The organism is Bacteroides galacturonicus, from assembly GCF_003096855.1.
GTDB lineage: Bacteria > Bacillota > Clostridia > Lachnospirales > Lachnospiraceae > Lachnospira > Lachnospira rogosae.
In genome coordinates this window covers 1-24,063 of sequence record NZ_QEOA01000005.1, presented here as the reverse complement: position 1 = coordinate 24,063, position 24,063 = coordinate 1, and the positions used below count along the sequence as shown (strand labels likewise).

The window sequence follows — 24,063 nt, the reverse complement described above, 5'->3', positions numbered from 1 at the left end:
TTGTGCTATACTTGCGTTATGGGAACGTGGAAATCAAAAAACAGACACAAATATTTGTTATAGTATCATATTATTTTCGTATGCAAGTATAGAAAGAAATTGCTGATGTCAAAACAAATATCAGATGATATAAAGCAGTTTTCTTATGAGATATGTCAAAAGCATAAAGTCATTATCAGATATATGGAGACAGATAAAGAACATACTTTTTGGACGGACGGATATTTTGTCTGCAGTGTAGGAAATGTTTCAGAAGAGATGCCACGAAAATATATAGAGAATCAAGGGTAGAAAGGTGGCGACAGTAGGTGTTAAAAGCATATAAATACAGGATATATCCTAATAGCGAACAAAGAATTCAGATTGCAAAAACATTTGGCTGTTGCCGTTTTGTTTACAATCAGACATTGGCATATCGGAAAGAAATATACGAGAAAGAGAAAAAGTCAGTTAGTAAAACGGATTGTAATAATTACTGTAACAGAGAATTAAAGAAAGACTATGAATGGTTAAAAGAAATAGATAAATTTGCTCTGACCAACGCAATCTATAACATGGACGCTGCATATCAAAAATTCTTTAAGGAACATGCAGGATATCCGAAATTCAAGAGCAAACACGATAACCATAAATCATACACAACAAACTTCACAAATGGAAATATTGCGGTAGATTTTGAGACAGGGAAGATAAAATTGCCAAAATTAAAAGCGGTAAAAGCAAGGTTACACAGGGAATATAGTGGGCAGATTAAGTCAGCGACCGTTTCGCAGGTTTCCAGTGGAAAATACTATGTGTCCATACTTGTAGAAACGGAGCATAAGGAACTGACACATACAAATCATAACATAGGAATCGATTTAGGAATTAAAGATTTATGTATTACTTCCGATGGGAAGGTATATGAGAATCTAAAAATTATAAAAAAATACGAGAAACAGCTTGTAAAGCTGCAAAGGCAACTGTCACATAAAGGGAAGAGAAGTAAGAACTATTATAAAACAAAGAAAAAGATAGCATTATGCCATGAGAAAATAAGGAACATAAGAAAAGATTATCTACATAAAGTTTCACATGAGATTATCAGCGAAAACCAAGTGATAGTTTCAGAGAATTTACAGATAAAAAACATGGTAAAAAATCATCATCTGGCAAAAGCTATAAGTGATGTATCATGGTATGAGCTGACAAGACAGTTAGAGTATAAGGCAAAATGGAATGGCAGGAAATACATCAAAATAGATACATTTTATGCTAGTAGTCAATTATGTTCTGTTTGCGGGTATCAGAATCCAGATACAAAAGATTTGTCAGTGAGGACATGGATATGTCCGAAATGCGGAGCAGAACATGACAGGGATATCAATGCCGCAAAAAATATACTGACAGAAGGATTGAGACAAATAGCATAAAGAAATATATAGGGCAGGGACTGCCCAAATTAACGCCTGTGGAGATAGTAGGTTACGAGGTCGATGAAGCAGGAAGCCTATTGGCTTAAGACAATGGGTAGTTCACTTATGTCGTATTAAAATGTTAATTGTACCTTTTTGTATGTAAGTTATACCCCATATGAACCAAATGCTGATAATAGTGTTAAATTAATCAAAGAAGAAAATGTAGATATATATTTCTGATATATTTTTTTATAATTATATTGACGCCAAAGGTCTAGCATAGTAAACTAAAGCTATGAATGTTAGTTAAAGGAGGAATAGATGAATATGGAGAAATTTATACATATGCAGAGATATTATAAGACAATTGCTATTATGCTTATATGTTCATTATTATTAACAGGGTGTACTACTAGAAATAGCGGACAAGAAGATGATGCCGAAGTTAAGACAAGCTATGAATTTAATGCTGATAAGTCGCAGGTATCTGAAAAGTCAAGGAGTGCATATAGTGAAAACGGATATTATTATTTAATGAATGGAATTTTATGGTTTTATGATATTAATAATAATATTGCAACAGTGGTTTGCAGTAACGCTAATTGTGAACATAAAGATGAAAACTGTAATGCATATTTGATGGATGAACATAATTATGATCCATTAGATCTTGCAGGAGTAACTGTTAAGGGGCTAGGCAATCAATTATGGTATATTGATGGATATATATACATTATTGAACGTGATGAAAGTGGAGATTATCTTGTTCAGTATGATCAGGCTTTTTTTAATCGTAAAAAAATATGCAAGATTACTGAGGATGGGGAAGTACTTGGTATGCCAAGTGTGAATGTGGAAGGAACAATGGCAATATATGATGGGTATTTATACTATTTCTCGGTAAAGCCTGTAAATGCGAATGAATTAGCAGATAATGATTATCATACGACAGTTTATTGTAAAAGAATTTCAATTGATGGGAAGTCTGCTTCAGAAACTTTAGGTTCATTTCAATTTGCGATGGATTATGATCTTTTTGGTGCAGGTTCGGGCGGAAAAGTATGTGTTAGTGAAAATGGAATATTTTATGTTGCTGGATATATAAGCAGATGGGTGTCAAAACAGAAAATTCTTAAATATAAAGTGTATGAATATAATCTGGAAACTCACGAATTTTTAACATTGGTAGATAATACATCTAATGAAAATGTTGATTTGCTTGGTGAAGCGACAGGAGAAGCAAGGTCTGTACAAAGTGGTATATGCTGTGCATATGGAGATTCCTTGTATATTGTTGGAAATGGTGGAACTGAAATTTATCGTATAAATGAGAGTGGAATTACAAGCATATATAGTGAATCATCGTGTAAATCAATTTACTCACTTGTTGCATATGATGGCTATATTTATTGTATGGAATCATTTGAAGGATCTATCAGATTAGTCAGAATGAATATGGAAGGGAAAATAAGTGGTCAGTATGTATTTGATTGTGGTAATAAGCAAAATCCTACAAGCTTAGTTATATATGGAGTAGACCAATATAATATTCTTCTTAGAATTAGAGAACAGGATGTCGAAGGATTTGTTGATAAAAACGTAAAACCTATACACGGAAATGGAGACATTGCTACATATGCAGTTTTATGTATGGCACTTAATGATGATTTGAATGGAAATATTCAAGTGATTAGCAGTTATGGTAATTAGTTTCAAGGCGGGTGCTATTTATGTATCCGCCTTAAGTTTAAATAAGAGGGGGTATATATGGAGTTATTAAGAGTATTTAATAAGAAACGATTATGTATTTTTGGATTAATGATTATATTAAATGCGGTATTATTCATTATGGGGAACAAAATTAGTGAACAGGAGATTATTTATAGGGATCTGGTTAATAGCTATAATGACAATATAAGCATTACAGAGATGTCTAAAAATTATTTACAAGAAAATCCACAAGTCAGTGATGAAGATTTTAAAGAGGCAAGAAAAATATTTTTAGAACGTCTTGATTATGTGAAGAATTATAAGGAGAGAACACAAAACAGTATAGATAAAATAAAAGATGTTCAAAAAAGTTCATTATTTTCTCAAAAAAACAGCAGGTCATATCTGGAATTAATAAAGTCAAAAAATGATTTGACAAAAGCATTGGGATATGAAGTGAAATTAGATAATGATTTATGGCTTATGAAGATTAAAGACTATAAATATATTTATTGGTTTACAGGTATCGGTTGTTTAGTTGTTATATTCAGCTTTTTTAATGAAAAAGAAAATGGTGGGATGATAATTTATGCTTCCAGAAATGGAAGATTGAAGTTATTGATAAAGAGAATATTTATATTGCTGCTGTTTATATTTACATTTGTAATTGTTAATTATGGTGTTATATCAAGTATAGCATTGTTTAGATATGGTGGTATAGAAAATGTATTTAATAGCGCGGCATCATCTTTGGAGTTACAGTTATGTTCATATGGCGCAAATAGAATGTTGTATTTGTTGATTGTGTGTATTCAGAATACATTTGCTTTTTTTGCTTGGGCTGTTATGATGTGGGGAATATTAAACCTGTTTAAAAATAAGAATGTTGGAATAGTTGCTGTTATTATAATTAACCTCATTGAAATGTTATTATATAGATTAATTGATGTTAAAAGTATTTATAGATTTCTTAGATATTTTAATTTATATAATATATTTGAGGGGAATAATATATGGTTTAAGAATGATAACTGGGGATATAATTCATTTATTATGGATTCAAAGGAATCACAATATATAATAAGCGGTATTATTATATTTGCAGGCTGCATTTTATTAATATATACATATATTAAAAAACATCCTTGTGATTCTACAGGTATTATAGAGAAGGTAGTGGAGAAGCTGATGTGTCGTATAAGGTATATAGAATCAAAGCTGCCGGTTTTTTATTTTGAATTGAAGAAAGTTATATTATATCAGAAAACTATAATTGTTATGGTTTTCATAGCAATAATACTTTTAAATATTAATTATGGAACAAGACTTAAATATGACATAAAGAATAGTGCGATGTATTCATTTTGTGAAGAACATAAAATGGATTCAACAGACGAGCTTAAGAATTGTAAAGAACAGTTAAAAATAGAAAATACTGATACAGATAGTTCGGATTTTAATAAAAAGTTTAACGAGGAATTAACACAAGAAAAAATAAATTATTTGCAGTACATAATTGATAAAAAGGAAAATGGTTTTAATGTATCAACGGTAAGCCAGTATAAGTATGAAAGTCCATTTTTTAAAAGACAGTTCTTTAATCAGGAAATAATAGCATTATTATTGACTGTTTTAGGATTATATCTTAATGCGGGTCTGATTTCATTTGAAAAAAAGAATAATATGATTATGAATATAAGAGCCTGTAAGGAAAGAAAAAGGTGGCTTATAAAAAAGGCTGTAATTAATTGTGTAATACTTTCTGGTATCGCGTGTCTGGTATATATCTGCTATTATAATAAATTATTTAATATATATGAGATAAATGACTTAAGTGTAGGAATACATAGTATACAGGCATTTTCAGATTATCCATTTAATGTTTCGATATTGGGAGTGGTTGTGCTGGATATTTTATATAAAATTGTATTAATTAATTCAGTAGCGGTTTTTAGTTATGTAACAACAGGATTGTTTAGTTATCAGGTGAGTTTTTTAGTCAGCCTGATTGTTCTTATTCCATCAATATTGGATTTAATAGGTGTAAAATTATTTTCGTATTTATCAGTTATTAAGCTTATTTCATTTTTTTATTATTGGAAAGCTTCATACGCTGTTGTAATGTTTGGTGGAGTATTAACATTGATGATAATTGCTATAATGGTTATTGTTTATGTATTAGGAGGGGAATATGGAATTAATTCTAAATAATTTAAGAAAAACATATGGAACAGTACAGGCACTTAAAGGGATTAGTTATACCTTTAAGCCAGGCATATATGGAATATTAGGGGCTAACGGAGCAGGTAAGTCTACGATGATAAATCTGATTACGGATAATGTGTCAAGAGATAAGAAAAATGGTGGAAGTATTTTATATAATGAGTGCGACGGCTTTGAAAAACAAGGAGAAAGTGTACAAGGAACAGATATTCTTAAATTAGGTAAAAGTTTTAGAGCAATTGTAGGATATATGCCACAGCAACAGGGGTTTTATGAAGATTTTTCCCCAAGAGCATTTCTTAAGTATATGGCAGAGATTAAAGGAATAAAGAAAATAAACACGATTGATGAAAATGGAAATGCTGTAATTAAAACAGTTAAGCAGCAGATAGATGAACTTATTGAAATAGTTAATTTAACCAATGTGGCAGATAAGAAAATAGGCGGCTTTTCTGGTGGTATGAAACAAAGGGTACTTCTTGCACAGGCACTTCTGGGTGATCCAAAGATACTTATACTTGATGAACCAACAGCAGGACTTGACCCGAAGGAAAGGATAAATATTAGAAATTACATAGCAGAGTTAAGTAAGGATAAAATTATACTATTTGCAACACATGTCGTAAGTGATATAGAATGTATTGCAGATTGTGTATTGTTGCTAAAAAAGGGGGAGATAATTGCGCAGGGCACACCAATTGAACTTATAGAAGCAATGTCAGGAAAGGTTGGAGAGATAAAATGCTGTATTGATGAAGTTGAAATGCTTCAAAATAAATATAAGATAGGCAATATAAGGCAAAGAAAAGAGGGGCTTGCTCTCAGAATAGTGGGTGATGAATTACCAGAGGAAGCAGTTATTACAGACAGTGATATTGATTTAGAAGATGTATATTTATACTATTTTGAGTAGGGTGAGGTGAGTGAATATAAATATCAATAAATTTATTGAAAATAATACTCACATTGATAAAGATGAAAAAGCAATAGTAAAATTTGGAATAGATATGATGATATCAACAATTATGGCATTTATAACAGCTATTATAATATCAGCCGTTCTAGGAATGTTAAAAGAAGGTATCGTATTTCTAATTTCAATTATTGTGTTGAGACAATATGCTGGAGGTTATCATACGAATAGCCAGAGGTCGTGTGCAGTTTTATCGTGTGTAATATACTCAGCAGGATTAATGGTCATTAAAAGCTATAAAATATATAATGGTGTTCAAATAGCAATTTGTATTGTTTCAGTACTTATAATATATTTTTTAGCACATGTTGATAATGCTAATAATGAATTAACAAAATCAGAGAGAAAATATCTTCGTAATAAAGTGAGAATTTTTTTGAGTAGTGAAGTAGTAATATTTGTGCTATTATTAATTAAAGCTAATGAATATTGGAGTGGAATAATTGCAATTTCAATGATGATTGTTGCAATTTTAGTATTGGCTGGGTTTATTGAAAATAGGATTAGGGGATAAAAAAGAATGATTTATCAGATAGGCATATGTGATGATGAGAATTCAACGTGTTCAGAATTAGAAAATATTTTAATTGATTATTTTAAGGTATCAGGTCTGAATGTTCAGGTAAATGTATGGAATTGTGCAGAAGATTTTATGAGAGATGTTCCTTTAAAAGTAAAAGTGGATTTATTATTTCTTGATATAGAGTTGCCGAATTATAATGGAATTTATGTAGGAGAATATATACGCAATGATATAAATAATTATGCTATGCACATAATATATGTTTCATCAAAAACTAATTATGCAATGGAATTGTTTAAAATTCATCCATATGATTTTATAATTAAACCTATTGATAAAGAAAAGGTTATTAAGAATGTTTCAAAGTTATTGGAATTGGATGAACAAGACAATAATTATTTTGTGTATGAATACAATAGAATAAAAAATAAAATTCATTATGGAGATATTGTGTATTTTGAAAGCGACAGAAAGCATATAAAAATAATATGTAGTGATGGAACAGAGAGAATATTTGTTGGAAAGTTAGTAGAACTTATAGACAAGCTTCCGTTTAATTATGTTATGGTTGCACAGTCGTTCATAATTAATGTAAGGCATATAAGAATGTTTAAAAAGGATTCTTGTATAATGGATAATGGGGATTGTATCAATATTGGAAGAAAATACAAAGATGCTTTTAATATAAAAATGATAGAATATAACAAACGTGGAGGTAATGGATGATGCAATTAGAGGATGTTGTTGTATCTGGAGTTACTGAATTTGTGAGAATATATATTATTTTGGAATATTTTAAAATATTTTTAAATGTACATTCTTTAAGACGAAATATTATAAGTTGTGTTATTACATATATTATTACATTATTAAGTTATCTGGTGTTTCATAATGTTTTGGTTAATTTAATAGTTACAGTTGCAGGAATAATATTTTTATCTGGTAGTTTTAGAGGAAAGTTCCAGAAAAAATTATTATTAAGTATAATGCTTTATGCAATTATGTTTGTAATAGATTTGTTAGCTTCTTTTTTATTATATGAAGCACCGGATTCTAATAATTATGATATTGTCAGTTCATTTATTTCTGTATTGTTTTTTTATATAGTTGTAATAGGAATTAAAAATGCTTTTAAGGGAAAAGGCAGGATTGATTTGTCAGGACAATGGTATTTATTGTTATATTCGGCATTATTAAGTATTGCAGTATTGTATGTTGTATATAAGGATATGGTGGTTTCAAGAATTGCGGTGCTTACAATCAGTATTATTATATTGAGCTTTAATTTGATGTTATATATTTTTTATATGTCTATGCTTGACCGTTTTCTATATGAAAGAGAAAATCTTGAATTAAAACAGCAGATGAATATATACGAACGTCAGATTTGCTTATGAAGGATAAAATTCAGCAGGCAAAAGATTATTTGCATCAGATAAGTGATGATATTATAAATGCACAAAATATATATAATACAGGTAATGAAGCCTTCGATGGAATTCTAAATTTTTATGCTGAAAAATATATGAATAAGTCCCTTGAACTGGCTGTGTCAGTTGCAATACCAGAAAATCTTGAAATAAACATATATGATGTAAATATTATACTTGGTAATCTGCTTGATAATGCATTGGAAAATGCATTGGATAATTCAAAAGTAAGTATGGATATTAAATATACTGCGGGAATGATACATATTTCTATGTCCAATTTATATGATGGCAGTATAAACAAGATTGATGGACATATCATAAGTAAAAAGGATGATAAGGATAATCATGGCTATGGTCTGGATAGTATAAAAAGAATCGTTGATAAATATGATGGCTCAATGATTAAATCATATGAAAATGGGCAATTTGAAGTTGATATTATTATATATTTAGAATAATAAAAATATTATTGACGGTATTATTTTGAGATTGTATATATCTGGATAAATCTTACATAATTTAGTAATTAAACAGACTAAACATTGAATACCGAACATACCAGACAATAAACCAAGGCACTGCCCCTGTGCCGCCACCCTTGGCTTATTGTCGTTCGTATGACATTTTTATAAGAAAGTAATAGAAAATCTACATTTCAAAGTATCCCACTTCACCCTTCCGGCGGATTACCACCAGGCACAATCTGCTTATATATAAGCTCGCAATCCTGTCTTGTAAACTGTATTCCTGCCTGCTTAGCCTTCTGGCTTAATGCAAATATAAGCGGAACGATTTCTTCTTTATTCTTACCTTTGGAAAGAGTTTTGAATTCATTTAAAAGCAGTTGTTTGCGAAAATCATTTTCTGACATATAAATCTCCATTTCTGATTGAGAATAATAATTACAAATATAAATATGTAAGACAAAAGTCATTTATAACAGTTAATTATTATTGGAACTTCCATAATTATTGCTATCATTAAAGTCCAGCTTATCAAGCTGTTTAATATATTCATTGTACATATCCTTCTGCGAAGAATTAAGTATATTATTAATGTTTATATTGTTAAATCCACCAGAGCCAGTGTTATTATTAAAATTACTAAATTCAGAATTATCATTAGAATTATTATTGTTAAATTCATTAGAACTGGCATTGTTAAAACCGCTTGAATTAACATTATTAAAGCTGTTATCCCCTGAGGCATTATTAAACATATCCATCATGCCTAACATATCAGACATTTTGGAAAAGTTCCGGTAAGTGTTTATTAACTGTTCAATGTTGTCTGGGCAGTAAGCCATAATGGTTTTCATAATAGCTTCATTATTTAATATATCATTCAAGGAAGTGTTAGCATTTATTCCTGAGCTATTACTACATGTTTTAAATGTGTTACAGCTATAGGGAGAGTTGTAGAAGCTTAATGTGTGTTTTAATTCATTTGCCCTTATAAGCATAGAGAGCTTTTTTTGCATACCGTATTCCATAAAAGGAATGAGGGCTTTAAATAATTGAAGGTAGTCGGGTAGGGTAAGAATATCAAATTCAGTAACAGGTAATTGTTTCGCCATTCAATCCTCGATTCCTGCGACAAACGCAATATATAATGTGTGTCTAATAGACTTGTTTTAGTATATTCATTAAAATACCAGGATATGAGGCTGTATCCGTAGAATTTAAAATGACGGAATACAGCCTCATTAAATAGACATAAAAGATAATATCAGCAACTGATGTTGATAATTGCTTTTATTCTGCAACTGTATATAAAATGTTATATTTTATAGCAGTTATTAGCAGATATAATCATTGCTGGGAGTCAGCCGCTATTAGCAGCCACAGCCGTTGTTGCAGCCACAGCCATTGTTACAGCCGCCGAAACCTAATGCATTACCGCCATCGCAGCCACATAAGCATAAAAGGCAGATGAGCCAGATGCAGTTATTGTTGCCGCAGCCACAGCCATTGTTGCAGCCGCAGCCATTTCCGTCAAATAGAAGTAAAAGAATTATGAGCCAGATGATGTTGTTGCCACATCCGCAATCTCCACATCCATTACATCCGCCACAGTTAGTTGCTGCTAAATCACTCATAAATAATCCTCCGATAAAACATTTACAATACAATAATATGTGGCAGGGCTTGTTTGTGTTACTTATTTTTTTGTGAATATTGCAATATTTTTAAAATTATTATATCATTAGCTTTGTGTTGTTATTTAACACATAAGTGACTACAAAGTAGTCTGTTATATAAGAAAATAGTATGTGCCAGTGTACATACTAATCGTGCAGATAATGTCCTTGGTTTGGACATAAGAATGGAGATTATTATGAAAATATCAGTAATTATCCCATCACTTAACCCTGATGATAAGCTTGTAAGTGTTGTTGATTCACTTGTTAAGAAGGGGTTCGAAGATATTATAATTGTCAATGATGGAAGTGATTCGGCACATTTATGGCCATTTGAGAAGGTTGGCAGTTATAGCCAGTGTACAATACTTACCCACGAGGTTAATAAGGGTAAGGGCAGAGGTTTAAAGACGGCATTTGAATACTGCCTTAAGAACAGACAGGGATATGATGGCGTTGTAACAGTAGATGGAGATAACCAGCATAGGGCAGATGATATATATAACTGTTGTGAGGCTATGGTAAAGAATGACAAGGTTGTTCTCGGAGTAAGACGTTTTGATGGAGAAGATGTTCCATTTAAGAGCCGGTTTGGTAACAATATGACAAGTATGGTATTCAAAGTTATGTGTGGACTTAATATTTCAGATACACAGACTGGTTTGAGGGCTATTCCATACCGTTATCTTGATACATTTTGTAATATTGAGGGCGAGAGATTCGAGTATGAAACAACTATGCTGCTTGAATTTAAGAAGTCGGATATTCAATTTATGGAAGTGCCAATTGAAACAGTGTATATAGAAGATAATGCTTCAACACATTTTAATCCGGTTAAAGACTCGATAAAGATATATAAGGTTATATTCAAGTATTCATTTTCACCAACAGTTGTTAAATATATATTAAGCTCATTGGCATCGTGGGTTATAGATAATTTAATATTTAATTTACTTGAATTTTTTCTTTTTGCGTTTACAATATCAATAAGACTGTTATTTAGTACGGTAGCCGCAAGAATTATATCGTCAATATTTAATTTTACGATGAACAGACGTCTTGTGTTTAAGTCAGACAAAGATGTCAAGTCATCTGTGGTCAGATATTACATATTATGGGCGTGTCAGCTTATGGCATCATATCTTCTTGTATACATCTTTACAAGATTATTAGTGCTTGGCAGTGTGGCTGTCGCATTTACAAAGATAATTGTTGATTTATGCTTATTTGTAATAAGCTACAACATACAGAAAAAATGGGTGTTTAAATAATCAGACACGGATTACACCAATAGAAATGAGGATAATAATGAAGAATAACGTACTTAAGTGGCTTGGAAGAGTTGGAGCTACGCTTTTAACTACTATCGTAATTCTTGTAGTTGGTCTTTATCTTGTTATGGCTATGCTTGCGTGGGGACCTTCTACATTTGCTAAGAAGCAGTTTATTTTATCGCTTCAGGAGACAGGAGAGCTTGGTTTTATGGCTAACTGGTTCTGTTCACAGGAAGAGATTGATATGATTAAAGAGGAGAATTCAGTTAAGGATACTACTGATATAACTGATTCAAGCCTTGTTGTAATCGGACAGGATTCATCTAGTGATGAAGAAGACCTTTATGTTGTTGATGTAAAGGCTGGAACATATAGCGGTAAGCTTATGATTGTCAAAGATCCTTCAAGATTATTTGTAGGAACAGTACCAGAATTCAAGCTTGAAAAGGGCTGGACAGTTGCTGAGATAGCACAGAGATATGATGCACTAGCAGGTATCAATGGTGGAGAATTCGTTGACTCAACACCACAGACAGCTATGCCAATCGGACTTGTTATGGTAAATGGTAATATATTAAAGGGTGATTCATCTACAATGTACCACGTTACTGGAATAACATTTGATAATAAGCTTGTAATGGGTAATATGACATCAGCTAAGGCTGTAGAGCTTGGAATAAGAGATTGTGTCAATGTAAGCAGTGATATAGGTCCATTTCTTATAATTAACGGTGAACCACAGGACGTTGATGGTGTTGGTGGAGGACTTAATCCACGAACAGCAATAGGACAGAGAGCTGACGGAGCTATTCTTCTTCTTGTCGTAGACGGAAGACAGGCTACAAGCCTTGGTGCATCGTTCTCAGATTTACAGGATATTATGCTTCAGTACGGTGCTGTAAATGCATCAGCTATGGATGGTGGTACATCAACACAGATGTATTATAATGGTGAGGTTATTAATAAGCCATATTCACCAACAGGACCAAGAACACTTCCAACAGCATTTTTGATTAAATAATTACACGGAGATGAGAAGAATGTCAGAGAATAATAATAATGGAAAGAAGAATTTTTTTAAGAGATTATCAGGATTTAAGAAGTTTCTTGTGATATATGCCTCTGTGCTGGTAGTAATTATTGCTGTTGCGTTAGTACTTTTATACGGGTTATTAAAGGATTACGAGGCGGGCAGGCCAGCCAATACTATGGATAAGCTTGTATCACATATTGAAGCAGGGAATGTAGGCAAATGGATTAAGGATGCAGGTATCCTTGGAGAGTTCGAGACAGAAGATATTGTATCAGATTATTTTAAGGATACATTTGCTGATAAGGAAGTAAGCTATAAGAAGAAGGCAGGAGAATATACAGAGAACAATCCGGTATATATTCTTTATGCTGATGATAAGAAGATAGCCAATGTTACTCTTACAGAGAAGAAAAAGAACGCTCATAAGTTCACAGAATGGAAGTTAGCTTCTATAGACTTTAATGTAGACTCTAAGACTAAGAATACAGAACATTCAGTTAAAATTACAGCACCTAAGAATAGTGAAGTGACAGTTAACGGAGTTAAGGTTTCATCTGATTATATTACAGGTGAGGCAGATGTAAGCCTTTGCAAGCACGTTGGAGATTATGTTACTACACCAGTTGATGATGTATACAATATTAATGGAATGTTTGCCAAGCCAGAGGTTAAGGTTACCTATAATGGCAAAGAGCTTGATACTGAATATGTTAAAGATGGATATGAGGCATATTATCCATCAGATGATGAGCTTCTTTCAAGCGAGAAGAGTCATATATTAACAGTTGCTGAGAATTACGGCAAATATATGATTAACAGAGGAAGCTTAAGTACTCTTTCAAGCTATATGATTGGTAATGCCAAGGAATATATGAGTGATATTCCGGCTATCGATGTATATCTGATAGGAAGAACTTTTACATATGATATTACTGACGAGAATGTAAGTAACTTTAGAAAATATTCAGATGACTGTTATTCGTGTGATGTAGATTACAATCTTAATGTAAAATGGTCATCAGGAAGCACAACATACAATATTTCTTTAACATATGTGTTTGTTAAGCAGAATGATAAGTGGATGTTAGCTGATTTTTCTATAAGATAATTATAAATAAGATAATTATAAACAACAGACATATATAGCAGGAAATAACAATGCGCTGTCAGCGCAGGAATGGAGAAAGTTATGTCACAGGATAATAAGCGCAATTTTATATTACATGGTTCCATACTTGCTATGGCTGGAATTTTTGTAAGAATAATTGGAATGGTTTATAGAATTCCGGTGCTTAATATAATTGGAAGTGAAGGTAATGGTATATATGTAACGGCATATAATGTATATAACATAATACTTGTGCTGTCATCATATGGACTTCCGATGGCTGTTTCAAAGCTGATTTCTGCAAGGTTTACTAAAAGAAGATATAAGAATGCGGCGAAGGTATTAAGATGTTCGCTGACAGTCGGTGCGTTTACTGGTGGTGTTGCGGCACTGCTTGTATACTTTGGTGCTGATTTTATAGAAAATGTTATATATGGCGGGGGTGTACCTGGCCTTGCAATACCATTAAGAGTATTAGCCCCAACCATATTTATAGTTGCATTATTAGGTGTATTAAGAGGTTTCTTTCAGGGACAGGGAACTATGATTCCAACGGCTGTTTCACAGATTATAGAACAGCTTGTCAATGCAGGTGTTAGTATAGCTGCAGGTTATATGCTTATGAAAGCATACAGTAGTGCTTCTAATGCTTCTGCTTATGGAGCGGCAGGAAGTACACTTGGTACAGCTATGGGTGCTCTTACTGCACTTGTATTCTTTATATTTCTGTATCTTATATACAGACCTACATTTATGCGTATGGTTGCTAAAGATAAGAGTGTTACAAGGCAGGATACTAACAGGTACATTTATAAGACAATTATAATTACAATGGTTCCTATTATATTAAGCCAGACATTTTATCAGATTAGTGCCTTAATAGATGATGTAATGTTTAGTAATATAATGATGACAAGAAATATATCGAAAAATATATCAATGGATCTTGGTAACTTTGGTTCAAGTTATACACTGCTTATAAGTATACCACAGGGTATAGCGACAGCGTTATCAGCCTCGATGCTTCCAAGTATTGTAGCATCTTATACAGAAGACGATTATGACAGTATATATTCTAAGATAACAAAGACTCTTAAGACTAATATGTTTATAGCGGTACCATCATTTGTTGGATTTTTTGTGATAGGTGAGCCTATTATTAAACTGCTATTTTCAAGATATGACAGCGTGCAGGGTGGGCTTATGTTAAAAATAGGCGCTATAGCCATTGTATTTTATACATTATCAACAGTTACAAGCTCAGCACTTCAGGCGGTTGACAGAGTTAAGACTCCTATGATTAATTCATTTATATCATTAGTTGTCCATATAATACTGGTGCTTGTATTGCTGGAATTTACTAATCTTGGTATATTCTCACTTGTAATAGGTAATGCTTCATTCCCTGTTATTATATTTGTGCTTAATCTTATAGCACTTTATAAAGATGAGGGATACAGGCTTCCTGTTATATCAATATTTGCAAAGCCGGTTATATGTTCAGCATTAATGGGTATATGTACACTTTTGACATATAATATAATTAATAATATTACAATGTCTAATACAATATCAGTGCTTGCGGCATTGTGTGTTGCAGCAATCACATATTTTGGGCCATATGTTCTTCTTATGAAGAAGTTTAAAGATGTATTCTGATAAATGGTATTATTACAAAACAGTCTGGATATATCAGAGAGTGCAAAGCACGGAACAATTCGTAGGTATCATAGTTGGGGGCTTTTGACCACAACATCATATAATCAGGAAAGAGAGGAAATAAAGTGCAGGATAAGTTTACAGATAAAGCCAAAAAAGTATTGGAACAGGCTGCATTTGCTGCTGCGGTTAATGGACACAGCTATATTGGGTCTGAACATTTGCTTTTAGGACTTATACAGGTTGAAGACAGCCTTGCATACAAGGTTTTACAGAACAATGATGTAACAGAAACTAAAGTGCTTAATCTTATATATCAGCTTATTGCACCGGATAATGCGGTAAGTGTTAAAGAACCGGCAGGCTATACTCCAAGAGTCCGTAAGATTCTTACTAACTCAATAGAGGAAGCTGCAAGATTTAAAGCTGATAAAGTAGGTACAGAACATATTCTTATTGCCATTATGAAGGAAACTGAAAGTGTTGCCTCAAGACTTCTTAATACAATGGGTGTATCAATTAAGAAGATATATACAGAGTTATTAGAGGGAATGGGCGAAGATGTATCACGTCTTAAAGAAGATTTTCAGAATGGCAGAATTAAAGCTAAGGATAAAAAGGCAACAACCATGTTAGACCAGTACAGCAGGGATTTAACAGAGCTTGCCCGTAATAAAAAGCTTGACCCTGTTATAGGCAGGGAAGAGGAAATCCAGAGAGTTATCCAGATATTATCAAGAAGAACAAAGAATAATCCGTGCCTTATCGGCGAGCCCGGTGTAGGTAAGACTGCGGTTGTTGAGGGCCTTGCATTAAGAATAGTTGAAGGCGAAGTTCCATCAACTATTAAGGATAAGAGATTAGTTACACTTGATTTGTCAGGTATGGTGGCTGGTTCTAAATACAGAGGTGAATTTGAAGAAAGAATTAAAAGGGTAATTGCAGAAGTAAGAAATGCAGGCAACATTTTATTATTCTTAGATGAAATTCACACAATTATTGGTGCTGGTGGTGCAGAAGGAGCCATAGATGCTTCTAACATTCTTAAGCCATCGCTTGCAAGAGGAGAAATCCAGCTTATAGGTGCTACAACTTTAGAAGAATACAGAAAGCATATAGAAAAAGATGCGGCATTAGAAAGAAGATTTCAGCCAGTTAAGGTGGAAGAACCAACAGAAGATGAGGCAATTGATATACTTATGGGGCTTAGACCTAAGTATGAGGAACATCATAATGTAGTTATTACAGATGATGCTGTAAGAGCGGCGGTTAAGCTTTCTAAGAGATATATTAATGACAGATTTCTTCCAGATAAGGCAATTGACCTTATAGATGAGGCTTCTTCAAGAACAAGGCTTGAAGCATTTGTTGTGCCAAAGGATATCAAGAAGCTTGAAACACAGATAGATGAACTTTCAGTTAAGAAAGAGCAGGCTATTAAGTCAGAGAAGTATGATGAAGCGGCAGAGCTTAAGAAACAGCAGACAAGAAAGAAGAACAGGCTTGAGAAGCTTCGCACAAGCTGGCAGGAGAGCATAGATGGCAGTGACCTTATTGTTGATGAAGAACAGATAGCAAAGACAGTGTCTATGTGGACTAAGATTCCGGTTGCCAAGATAGCAGAAGCTGAATCAGAGAAGCTTATGAATTTGGAGAAAATGCTTCATAACAGGGTTATAGGACAGGATGAGGCAGTTACAGCAGTAGCTAAGGCTATAAGACGAGGCAGGGTAGGTTTAAAAGACCCTAACAGGCCAATAGGCTCATTCTTATTCTTAGGGCCTACAGGTGTAGGTAAGACAGAACTTTCAAAGGCACTTGCTGACTGTATGTTTGGAACGGATAATTCCCTTATAAGAGTTGATATGTCTGAGTATATGGAAAAGCATACGGTGTCTAAGCTTATTGGCTCACCTCCGGGATATGTAGGATATGATGAGGGTGGACAGTTAAGTGAGAAAGTAAGAAGAAATCCTTATTCGGTTGTACTTTTTGATGAGGTTGAAAAAGCCCATCCTGATGTATTCAATGTACTTTTACAGGTGCTTGATGATGGGCATATAACAGATTCAACAGGCAGGGTTGTAGACTTTAAGAATACAGTTATTATTATGACTTCCAATGCAGGTGCGGAGAATATTGTAGCACCTAAATCTTTAGGATTTACTTCGGAAACATCAGAGGAAAAAGAGCACGAAGATATGAAGAGCAAAGTAATGGAAGAAGTTAAGAGAATATTCCGTCCGGAATTCATTAACAGAATTGATGACATAATTGTATTCCATATGCTTAAGAAAGAACAGATTGGACAGATTGTTGATATTATGATGAGAACCGTTAATAACAGAATTATGGAGCAGATGAGTCTTTCGGTTGAACTTGATGATGAGGCTAAGGCTTATATTGTTGATAAGGGCTACGATTCTAAATATGGAGCACGTCCATTAAGAAGAACAATACAGAATGAAATAGAAGATGTTATGGCAGAGAAGATACTTGAAGGCAGTATAAAGGCTGGCAACAAAGTATTGGTAACAGTTAAGGATGGTAAACTGAACTTTAGCTGCAAACGAGGTCATAATAGAAATATTCACAAATAATACTACTAAAATACTAGCGTCATTGTACATTATGTTGTATAATGTGTGTATAGATATTCGTAATAAAACATAGGAGGACAATAATATGCCAGTAATTAATGAGTTAATTCGTTCAGAGAAGGATGGAACTCTTAGCTTTGGTAATTATAAGCTGGATACTAAGTCAAAGTTATCAGATTTTGAACATTGTGGAGATTCTTACAAGGTAAAGACATTTAAGGAGATTACAAAGCTCGAACGCAATGGTTCATTTGTATATGAATCTGTTCCTGGAACAGCTGTTATGAATTTTAAGGCTGCAGATACAGGCTTATCATTTACGGTGGAAGGAAGCGATGATGCACAGATAACAGTTGAGCTTGAAGAAGGCGCTTCTTATAATGTAACAATCAATGGAGTATCTGAGGGAACTATGGCTACTAATATGGGCGGCAAGATTGTACTTTCAGTAAGCCTTGAAGAAGGTAAGAGTGTTAGTGTAGAAGTTGTTAAAGCATAATAATACTACAATCTTTAACATTAACAGGTGTCATAATTGTAAATTTTAATAAATGCTGTGCCTGGCATAAAGTCATATATAGACCAATGCGGGGTGCAGCTTTTTTATATTTGGTATCAGAAAGAGAGGAGAAGAGAAGTGGCAAAAGCAAAGAATACGGCATTTTTTTGCAGTGAGTGTGGATATGAGTCAGCAAAATGGTTCGGGCAGTGTCCGGCGTGCAAGGTGTGGAATACATTTGTTGAAGAACCAATAGCATCTAAGTCATCGGTTAAGGGTATATCAGCAGTCAGGAAAGAAAGCACCTATAAGGATAACCATCCGGTGAGCTTAAAAGAGATTAATTCTGAAGAGAAGGAGAGAACATCAACAGGAATAGGCGAACTTGACAGAGTTCTTGGTGGTGGAATTGTGCAGGGTTCACTGGTGCTTGTAGGTGGAGATCCCGGTATTGGAAAGTCAACACTTTTGTTACAGATGTGCTATTACCTATCAGATGCAGGCAATAAGGTGCTGTATATATCCGGAGAGGAGTCGTTAAGACAGATTAAGCTAAGAGCTGAAAGGATAGGTGGATGTAACGATAACCTTAAGACGTTCTGCGAGACTAATCTTGATATTATAGAAGAGGTTCTAAAAAAAGAAATGCCACAGGTGGTTATAATTGACTCTATACAGACTATGTACAGGGAAGAAATATCTGCGGCACCTGGAAGTGTGTCACAGGTAAGGGAAAGTACATCTATTCTTATGCAGTTAGCCAAGGGACTTAATATAACGATATTTATTGTAGGACACGTTACCAAGGAAGGTGTTGTTGCAGGGCCAAGAGTGCTTGAGCATATGGTTGATACAGTGCTTTATTTTGAAGGGGACAGATATGCTTCATACAGAATATTAAGAAGTGTAAAGAACAGATTTGGGTCTACCAATGAAATTGGGGTGTTCGAGATGAGGCAGGACGGTTTAAGTGAGGTCGCCAATCCATCGGAGTATATGTTGTCTGGAAGACCAGAAGGGGCGTCAGGCTCAGTTGTAGTATGTCTTATTGAAGGTACGCGACCTCTTATGGTTGAGGTTCAGGCACTTGTGTGTGACTCTAACTTTGGTATGCCAAGGCGTACTGCTGCGGGAACGGATTATAACAGGGTTAATCTGTTGATGGCAGTCCTTGAAAAAAGGGCGGGAATGAGAATGTCCTCAAGCGATGCCTATCTTAATGTGGCAGGTGGAATAAAGGTATCTGAACCAGCACTTGATTTAGGGATAGTTATAGCACTTGTCAGTAGTTTTAAGAATAAAGAAGTTGACAGCAGAACAGTTATATTTGGTGAAGTCGGATTGTCAGGCGAGGTAAGAGCCGTAACACAGGCACAGCAGAGGGTGAATGAAGCTGTTAAGCTAGGGTTCACAACCTGCATATTACCATATGTATGCTTGAAAAATATTAAAAATAATGATAAAATTAATCTTATTGGTATACATAATGTTAACGAAGCAATTGACTTAATATAAATATACAAGAATAATATACATATTTGGAGGAAGAATATGGATAACAGTAAATTAGTAAGCGACCTGTCAGGAATTCTTGAAGGATTGGATTCATCACAGGAGCAGTTAGAAAAAGATGCTTTTGATGTAATTAATTCATCAGATACATCACTTAATCTCGTGAAAGAGAGTATTTCAAGTGTTGAGGAAATTCTTAAGATGATAACTGAACTTAATGAGATAGCAGAAGAATCAGCGGCAAGAATTAAAGAACTTGAAAAGCTTTCTAAAGACATTGAACAGTTTGCAGGCGTTATAGCATCAATATCAAGCAGAACCAATATACTTTCGCTTAATGCTTCTATTGAGGCTGCAAGAGCAGGTGAGCACGGAAGAGGCTTTGCAGTTGTTGCAAGTGAGGTGAGGAATCTTGCTGCACAGTCGGCCAAGTCATCAAAGGAGATTACAGATACAATCAATATGGTACAGCAGTCAGTTGATAAGACAGTTGGCTCTATGAAGAACATATATGAGAATTCTAACCAGCAGAAAGAAAAGGCAGATGAGATTGGTAATGTGCTTAATAAAGTTGTAGATGCGGCATACACTGCTAATGAGGTTGCAAGAAATATCGAGAACGAAATTGCATATCAGAGAGAGATTACAGATAAGGCTAAGAATGCCTTGATGTAGCTGTATTCAGGTAATCGGATTTTTAATTACATATTATTATATGAGGGAGGATTAATATATGTATCAGTGTCCGGGCTGTGGTGGAAGATTAGTCTTTGACATACCATCACAGCAGTTGATGTGTGACCATTGCGGTACGAAGTATGACCCATATGCAATCAGTAAGGAACAGGATGCGGAGGAAAGTCAGGAATATGACGTTACTGTATTCAAATGTCCGAACTGTGGTGGAGAGATATTAAGTACTGATAATACTGCAGCTAATTTTTGCAGCTTTTGTGGAGCATCAACAATTCTGACAAGCAGAGTATCAAAACAGCAAAGACCAGGATATATAATACCATTTTCCAAGACTAAGGAAGACTGTAAGCAGGCTTATAAGAAAATGGTACGTCACGCGTGGTTTGCCCCTAAGGAATTAAAAGATGAGAAGTTTATAGATGGTTTCAGAGGTATATATATGCCTTATTGGACGTATTATATAACCCAGAAAGGACCAATGTGCCTAAGCGGTTCTAAAAGCCATAGACGGGGAGATTACATTTATACAGACTATTATGATATAACTGGCGATTTGGATTGCCAGTATAAGGGTCTGTCATATGATGCTTCATCGTCATTTGATGACAGTATAAGTGAGGCGATAGCACCATATGACGTTAAGAATATGAATCCATTTACTCCATCAATGCTTAGTGGATTCTATGCAGATACAGCAGATGTTGCACCGGATGTATACAGGGCTGATGCGAAAAATGTAGCTGTTGACGAGACATATTCCTATGTCAAAAGGTCAGCACATCTTGGGTCAGTGCAACTTGATAATTATCAGGGGGATATTGAGAGAAGACTTTCGACAAAGGTAGTAGCACAGGATAGAACAATGTTTCCGGTGTGGTTCTTATCATACCGTAATAAAGACAGAGTTGCATATGCGACAGTTAATGGACAGACAGGGAAGGTGGCAGCAGATCTGCCAGTATCACTTATGAGGTATTTTATAGGTTCGGTTATTCTTGCAATACCTATATTTTTAATGCTTAACAGTTCATTTACATTAAGACCTAAGACTACATTGGGGATTGCATCGATTATAGCGTTATTTACAATAATTCTTTATGTATTAGAATTAAAGAAAATATACAAGAAAGACCAGCAGTTAGATGACAAAGGCAGAATGTATGCAGGTTCAGCTATTAATGCCAATGAATCACCAGGGGCAAGGCGTAAGCGTGAAGACCAGCTTGCAGGCGATATAGCTGATGTTATAGACAAAGGCAGGCGTGAAGCAAGGGCATATGGACGTAAGAATAAAAGAAGAACAACAAGAACTAATATGGCAGTGGTAACTATGATGATTTCATTGATGTGTTGTGTATTTCCTATGTTGTATGTCTATCTTCAGATGATGTCTATATTCTATGGCTCTGGAGATATTGGGGCGGGATTTTCTATAAGTGTTATATGTCTTATAACAGGTATAGTGCTTACTCTTGTTAATCATAAGACGTTTAAAATGATAACTAATAAGAAGATATCAGGTAATATAGGTTCACTTGCAGCGATGGCAATAGCCTCGGTAGTGCTGTGGATTAATCCTGTATCGGATCTATATTACTATGGTGCTGTTATAGCTGAATTAATTGCAATAATGTATACTATTATGGATTTAATCAGATATTACAATGTTCTTGCAACTAGAAAGCTTCCACAGTTTGATAATTATAGTGGAGGTGATGATAATGCATAATAGAAGTATTATATGTGCTGTAGATAGAAAATATACTGTTAAAGACATACATAGATGTATTCACGCAGTTATGGCGTTAACAGCAGTTGTTCTATTGCTATTAGTATTTGCGGCTTCTTCTTTACTACAGGTAAAAGCTGATGAAGAGAAGTATCAATATAATAATGTTGATACAGGATATGAGGCTGTTATAGAAGATGACGCAGACATTATAGATGAGAGTAATTATTCTTCATTGTTAGACATTATGAAACAGATAACAGTGTATGGTAATGTAATGTTAAAGACTATAGATACCAACAGCACCACTACTGAAAGTTATGTAAGAAGCCTGTACAGGGAAAAATATGGCACTGATAGTGGGACGATATTTATAATTGATATGTATAACCGTAATATCTGGATACATAGCAATGGTAAGATATACAGTACAGTTACAAGCTCATACGCAGATACAATAACTGATAATGTATACAGATATGCTTCATCAAAAGACTATTATATGTGTGCATATAAGGTGTATGAGCAGGAACTTGCACTTCTTAAAGGCAGAAGAATATCACAACCAATGAAGTATATAAGCAATGCACTTCTTGCTGTTGTAGCGGCATTAATTATTAATTATGGAATTGTAAGACTATATTTAAGGAAGAAGGCACCATCAAGAAAAGATATAATGAAAGGTATATTTGCTGGAAAGGCTATTAATAATTGTCAGGTTACATACCGTTATCAGACCAGGACATATTCACCAGTACAGACAGACTCAGGCAGCAGCTCTTCAGGAGGCTCGTCTTCCGGTGGTTCGTCAGGTGGTGGAGGCGGAGGTGGCGGAGGCCACAGCTTCTAATATCACATTGGTGTTGTTTTATTAACAGATATTATTGATATACCGGTTTTCGGAGTTAGAGGTTAAAACTAACAACTGGAAACCGGTATTTTTATACCTATAACTAAATGGATTTTGTACTATGGTTGGTATTGTGGCAAGGAATATTAAGAAAAAAATGACTTAATTAAAAGCATTTTATAAACAAATATCGTCCAATAGCTGTCAAAATCAGTATTTATATTGCTTGGAAATGCCGTATTTTAGGGGGTTTTTAAAAAAATTGGAAAAAATTCAAAAAAATTGAAAAAAGTTGTTGACATAATACCTGGTAGGTGCTATTATAATCAAGTCGCCACGAGAGATGAGCGACACGAAAGCTTCTCAAACACAGATAAATACTGGATTTGGGAACAATGAACTTTGATAACTGAACAGAAAGACAACCTTGAAAATTCTTTTTAGAATTTCGAGATGAGTACAGAATTCAATAGAATTAAGTATACATCTTTTGTGAACATCATTCAAGCAATTGAATGAATCCTTAAACACAGTATAAGGAAACTATTATTAAGCTAGTTAGTTTAAGACTGACAAGGCAAACTTGATGTTTTTGCGAAGCAAAACATATTTTATGAGAGTTTGATCCTGGCTCAGGATGAACGCTGGCGGCGTGCTTAACACATGCAAGTCGAACGAAGCATTTAAGACAGATTACTTCGGTT

22 protein-coding genes and 1 rRNA gene are annotated in these 24,063 nt (G+C 34.0%); 20 read left to right on the top strand and 3 right to left on the bottom strand.

Annotated elements, in window-relative coordinates:
- The first annotated feature begins 69 nt into the window (after positions 1 to 69).
- The 9 genes from C7390_RS06985 (at position 70) to C7390_RS06945 (ending at position 8,717) form a co-directional block, all read left to right on the top strand.
- Positions 70 to 291: a transposase gene (locus C7390_RS06985; protein ID WP_242858657.1), complete on the top strand. Its 222-nt coding sequence runs from the start codon at positions 70 to 72 to the stop codon at positions 289 to 291.
- A gap of 17 nt (positions 292 to 308) precedes the next feature.
- The gene (gene tnpB / locus C7390_RS06980) at positions 309 to 1,412 is read left to right on the top strand and encodes an IS200/IS605 family element RNA-guided endonuclease TnpB (RefSeq protein ID WP_055307021.1); all 1,104 of its coding nucleotides are present in this window, start codon (positions 309 to 311) and stop codon (positions 1,410 to 1,412) included.
- 312 nt (positions 1,413 to 1,724) lie between these two features.
- Complete coding sequence (locus C7390_RS06975; protein WP_147581260.1) at positions 1,725 to 3,107, top strand: TolB-like translocation protein; 1,383 nt, start codon at positions 1,725 to 1,727, stop codon at positions 3,105 to 3,107.
- Positions 3,108 to 3,164: 57 nt separating this feature from the next.
- Entirely contained in the window at positions 3,165 to 5,318 is a 2,154-nt protein-coding gene (locus C7390_RS06970; RefSeq protein WP_055307019.1) for a hypothetical protein, read from the top strand.
- Positions 5,299 to 6,243: an ABC transporter ATP-binding protein gene (locus tag C7390_RS06965; protein ID WP_055307018.1), complete on the top strand. Its 945-nt coding sequence runs from the start codon at positions 5,299 to 5,301 to the stop codon at positions 6,241 to 6,243. The genes C7390_RS06970 and C7390_RS06965 overlap by 20 nt, the downstream gene beginning before the upstream one ends.
- 10 nt (positions 6,244 to 6,253) lie before the next feature.
- Positions 6,254 to 6,817, top strand: coding sequence for an accessory gene regulator ArgB-like protein (locus C7390_RS06960; protein ID WP_055307017.1), 564 nt, complete (start codon positions 6,254 to 6,256; stop codon positions 6,815 to 6,817).
- A gap of 6 nt (positions 6,818 to 6,823) precedes the next feature.
- Positions 6,824 to 7,552, top strand: a complete 729-nt coding sequence (locus C7390_RS06955; RefSeq protein ID WP_055307016.1) for a LytR/AlgR family response regulator transcription factor — start codon at positions 6,824 to 6,826, stop codon at positions 7,550 to 7,552.
- Entirely contained in the window at positions 7,549 to 8,223 is a 675-nt protein-coding gene (locus C7390_RS06950) for a hypothetical protein (RefSeq protein ID WP_055307015.1), read from the top strand. The genes C7390_RS06955 and C7390_RS06950 overlap by 4 nt, the downstream gene beginning before the upstream one ends.
- Positions 8,220 to 8,717 carry an ATP-binding protein gene (locus C7390_RS06945; protein WP_055307014.1) on the top strand — a complete coding sequence of 166 codons (498 nt, stop codon included), beginning with the start codon at positions 8,220 to 8,222 and terminating at the stop codon, positions 8,715 to 8,717. Before C7390_RS06950 ends, C7390_RS06945 begins: the two co-directional genes overlap by 4 nt.
- 212 nt (positions 8,718 to 8,929) lie before the next feature.
- Here C7390_RS06945 and C7390_RS06940 read toward each other — a convergent pair whose 3' ends face one another.
- From C7390_RS06940 to C7390_RS06930, 3 genes are all read right to left on the bottom strand, one after another.
- The gene (locus C7390_RS06940; RefSeq protein WP_022503102.1) at positions 8,930 to 9,130 is read right to left on the bottom strand and encodes a hypothetical protein; all 201 of its coding nucleotides are present in this window, start codon (positions 9,128 to 9,130) and stop codon (positions 8,930 to 8,932) included.
- A 72-nt stretch (positions 9,131 to 9,202) separates the two neighbouring features.
- Complete coding sequence (locus C7390_RS06935; protein ID WP_116443850.1) at positions 9,203 to 9,577, bottom strand: hypothetical protein; 375 nt, start codon at positions 9,575 to 9,577, stop codon at positions 9,203 to 9,205.
- A 516-nt stretch (positions 9,578 to 10,093) separates the two neighbouring features.
- Positions 10,094 to 10,357, bottom strand: coding sequence for a hypothetical protein (locus C7390_RS06930; protein ID WP_022503100.1), 264 nt, complete (start codon positions 10,355 to 10,357; stop codon positions 10,094 to 10,096).
- A gap of 239 nt (positions 10,358 to 10,596) precedes the next feature.
- On the opposite strand from C7390_RS06930, the gene C7390_RS06925 reads away from it, so the two are divergent.
- The 11 genes from C7390_RS06925 to C7390_RS06875 form a co-directional block, all read left to right on the top strand.
- Positions 10,597 to 11,670 carry a bifunctional glycosyltransferase family 2/GtrA family protein gene (locus tag C7390_RS06925; protein WP_082421620.1) on the top strand — a complete coding sequence of 358 codons (1,074 nt, stop codon included), beginning with the start codon at positions 10,597 to 10,599 and terminating at the stop codon, positions 11,668 to 11,670.
- A gap of 37 nt (positions 11,671 to 11,707) precedes the next feature.
- Positions 11,708 to 12,694 (top strand): phosphodiester glycosidase family protein, encoded by a 987-nt coding sequence (locus C7390_RS06920; protein ID WP_055175969.1) that lies wholly within the window; start codon positions 11,708 to 11,710, stop codon positions 12,692 to 12,694.
- 19 nt (positions 12,695 to 12,713) lie between these two features.
- Positions 12,714 to 13,814 (top strand): hypothetical protein, encoded by a 1,101-nt coding sequence (locus C7390_RS06915; protein ID WP_055307012.1) that lies wholly within the window; start codon positions 12,714 to 12,716, stop codon positions 13,812 to 13,814.
- A gap of 81 nt (positions 13,815 to 13,895) precedes the next feature.
- Complete coding sequence (locus tag C7390_RS06910) at positions 13,896 to 15,473, top strand: putative polysaccharide biosynthesis protein (RefSeq protein ID WP_082437165.1); 1,578 nt, start codon at positions 13,896 to 13,898, stop codon at positions 15,471 to 15,473.
- Between the two features lie 125 nt (positions 15,474 to 15,598).
- Complete coding sequence (locus C7390_RS06905) at positions 15,599 to 18,073, top strand: ATP-dependent Clp protease ATP-binding subunit (protein ID WP_055307010.1); 2,475 nt, start codon at positions 15,599 to 15,601, stop codon at positions 18,071 to 18,073.
- Positions 18,074 to 18,158: 85 nt separating this feature from the next.
- Complete coding sequence (locus tag C7390_RS06900; RefSeq protein WP_022503094.1) at positions 18,159 to 18,572, top strand: hypothetical protein; 414 nt, start codon at positions 18,159 to 18,161, stop codon at positions 18,570 to 18,572.
- 138 nt (positions 18,573 to 18,710) lie between these two features.
- Entirely contained in the window at positions 18,711 to 20,087 is a 1,377-nt protein-coding gene (gene radA, locus C7390_RS06895; protein ID WP_055307009.1) for a DNA repair protein RadA, read from the top strand.
- A 36-nt stretch (positions 20,088 to 20,123) separates the two neighbouring features.
- Positions 20,124 to 20,759 (top strand): methyl-accepting chemotaxis protein, encoded by a 636-nt coding sequence (locus C7390_RS06890; protein WP_055307008.1) that lies wholly within the window; start codon positions 20,124 to 20,126, stop codon positions 20,757 to 20,759.
- 58 nt (positions 20,760 to 20,817) lie between these two features.
- Positions 20,818 to 22,509: a TFIIB-type zinc ribbon-containing protein gene (locus C7390_RS06885; RefSeq protein ID WP_055307007.1), complete on the top strand. Its 1,692-nt coding sequence runs from the start codon at positions 20,818 to 20,820 to the stop codon at positions 22,507 to 22,509.
- Positions 22,502 to 23,359, top strand: coding sequence for a TPM domain-containing protein (locus C7390_RS06880; RefSeq protein WP_055307006.1), 858 nt, complete (start codon positions 22,502 to 22,504; stop codon positions 23,357 to 23,359). The genes C7390_RS06885 and C7390_RS06880 overlap by 8 nt, the downstream gene beginning before the upstream one ends.
- 609 nt (positions 23,360 to 23,968) lie before the next feature.
- Positions 23,969 to 24,063: ribosomal RNA gene (locus C7390_RS06875) — 16S ribosomal RNA — on the top strand; the annotation flags it as partial.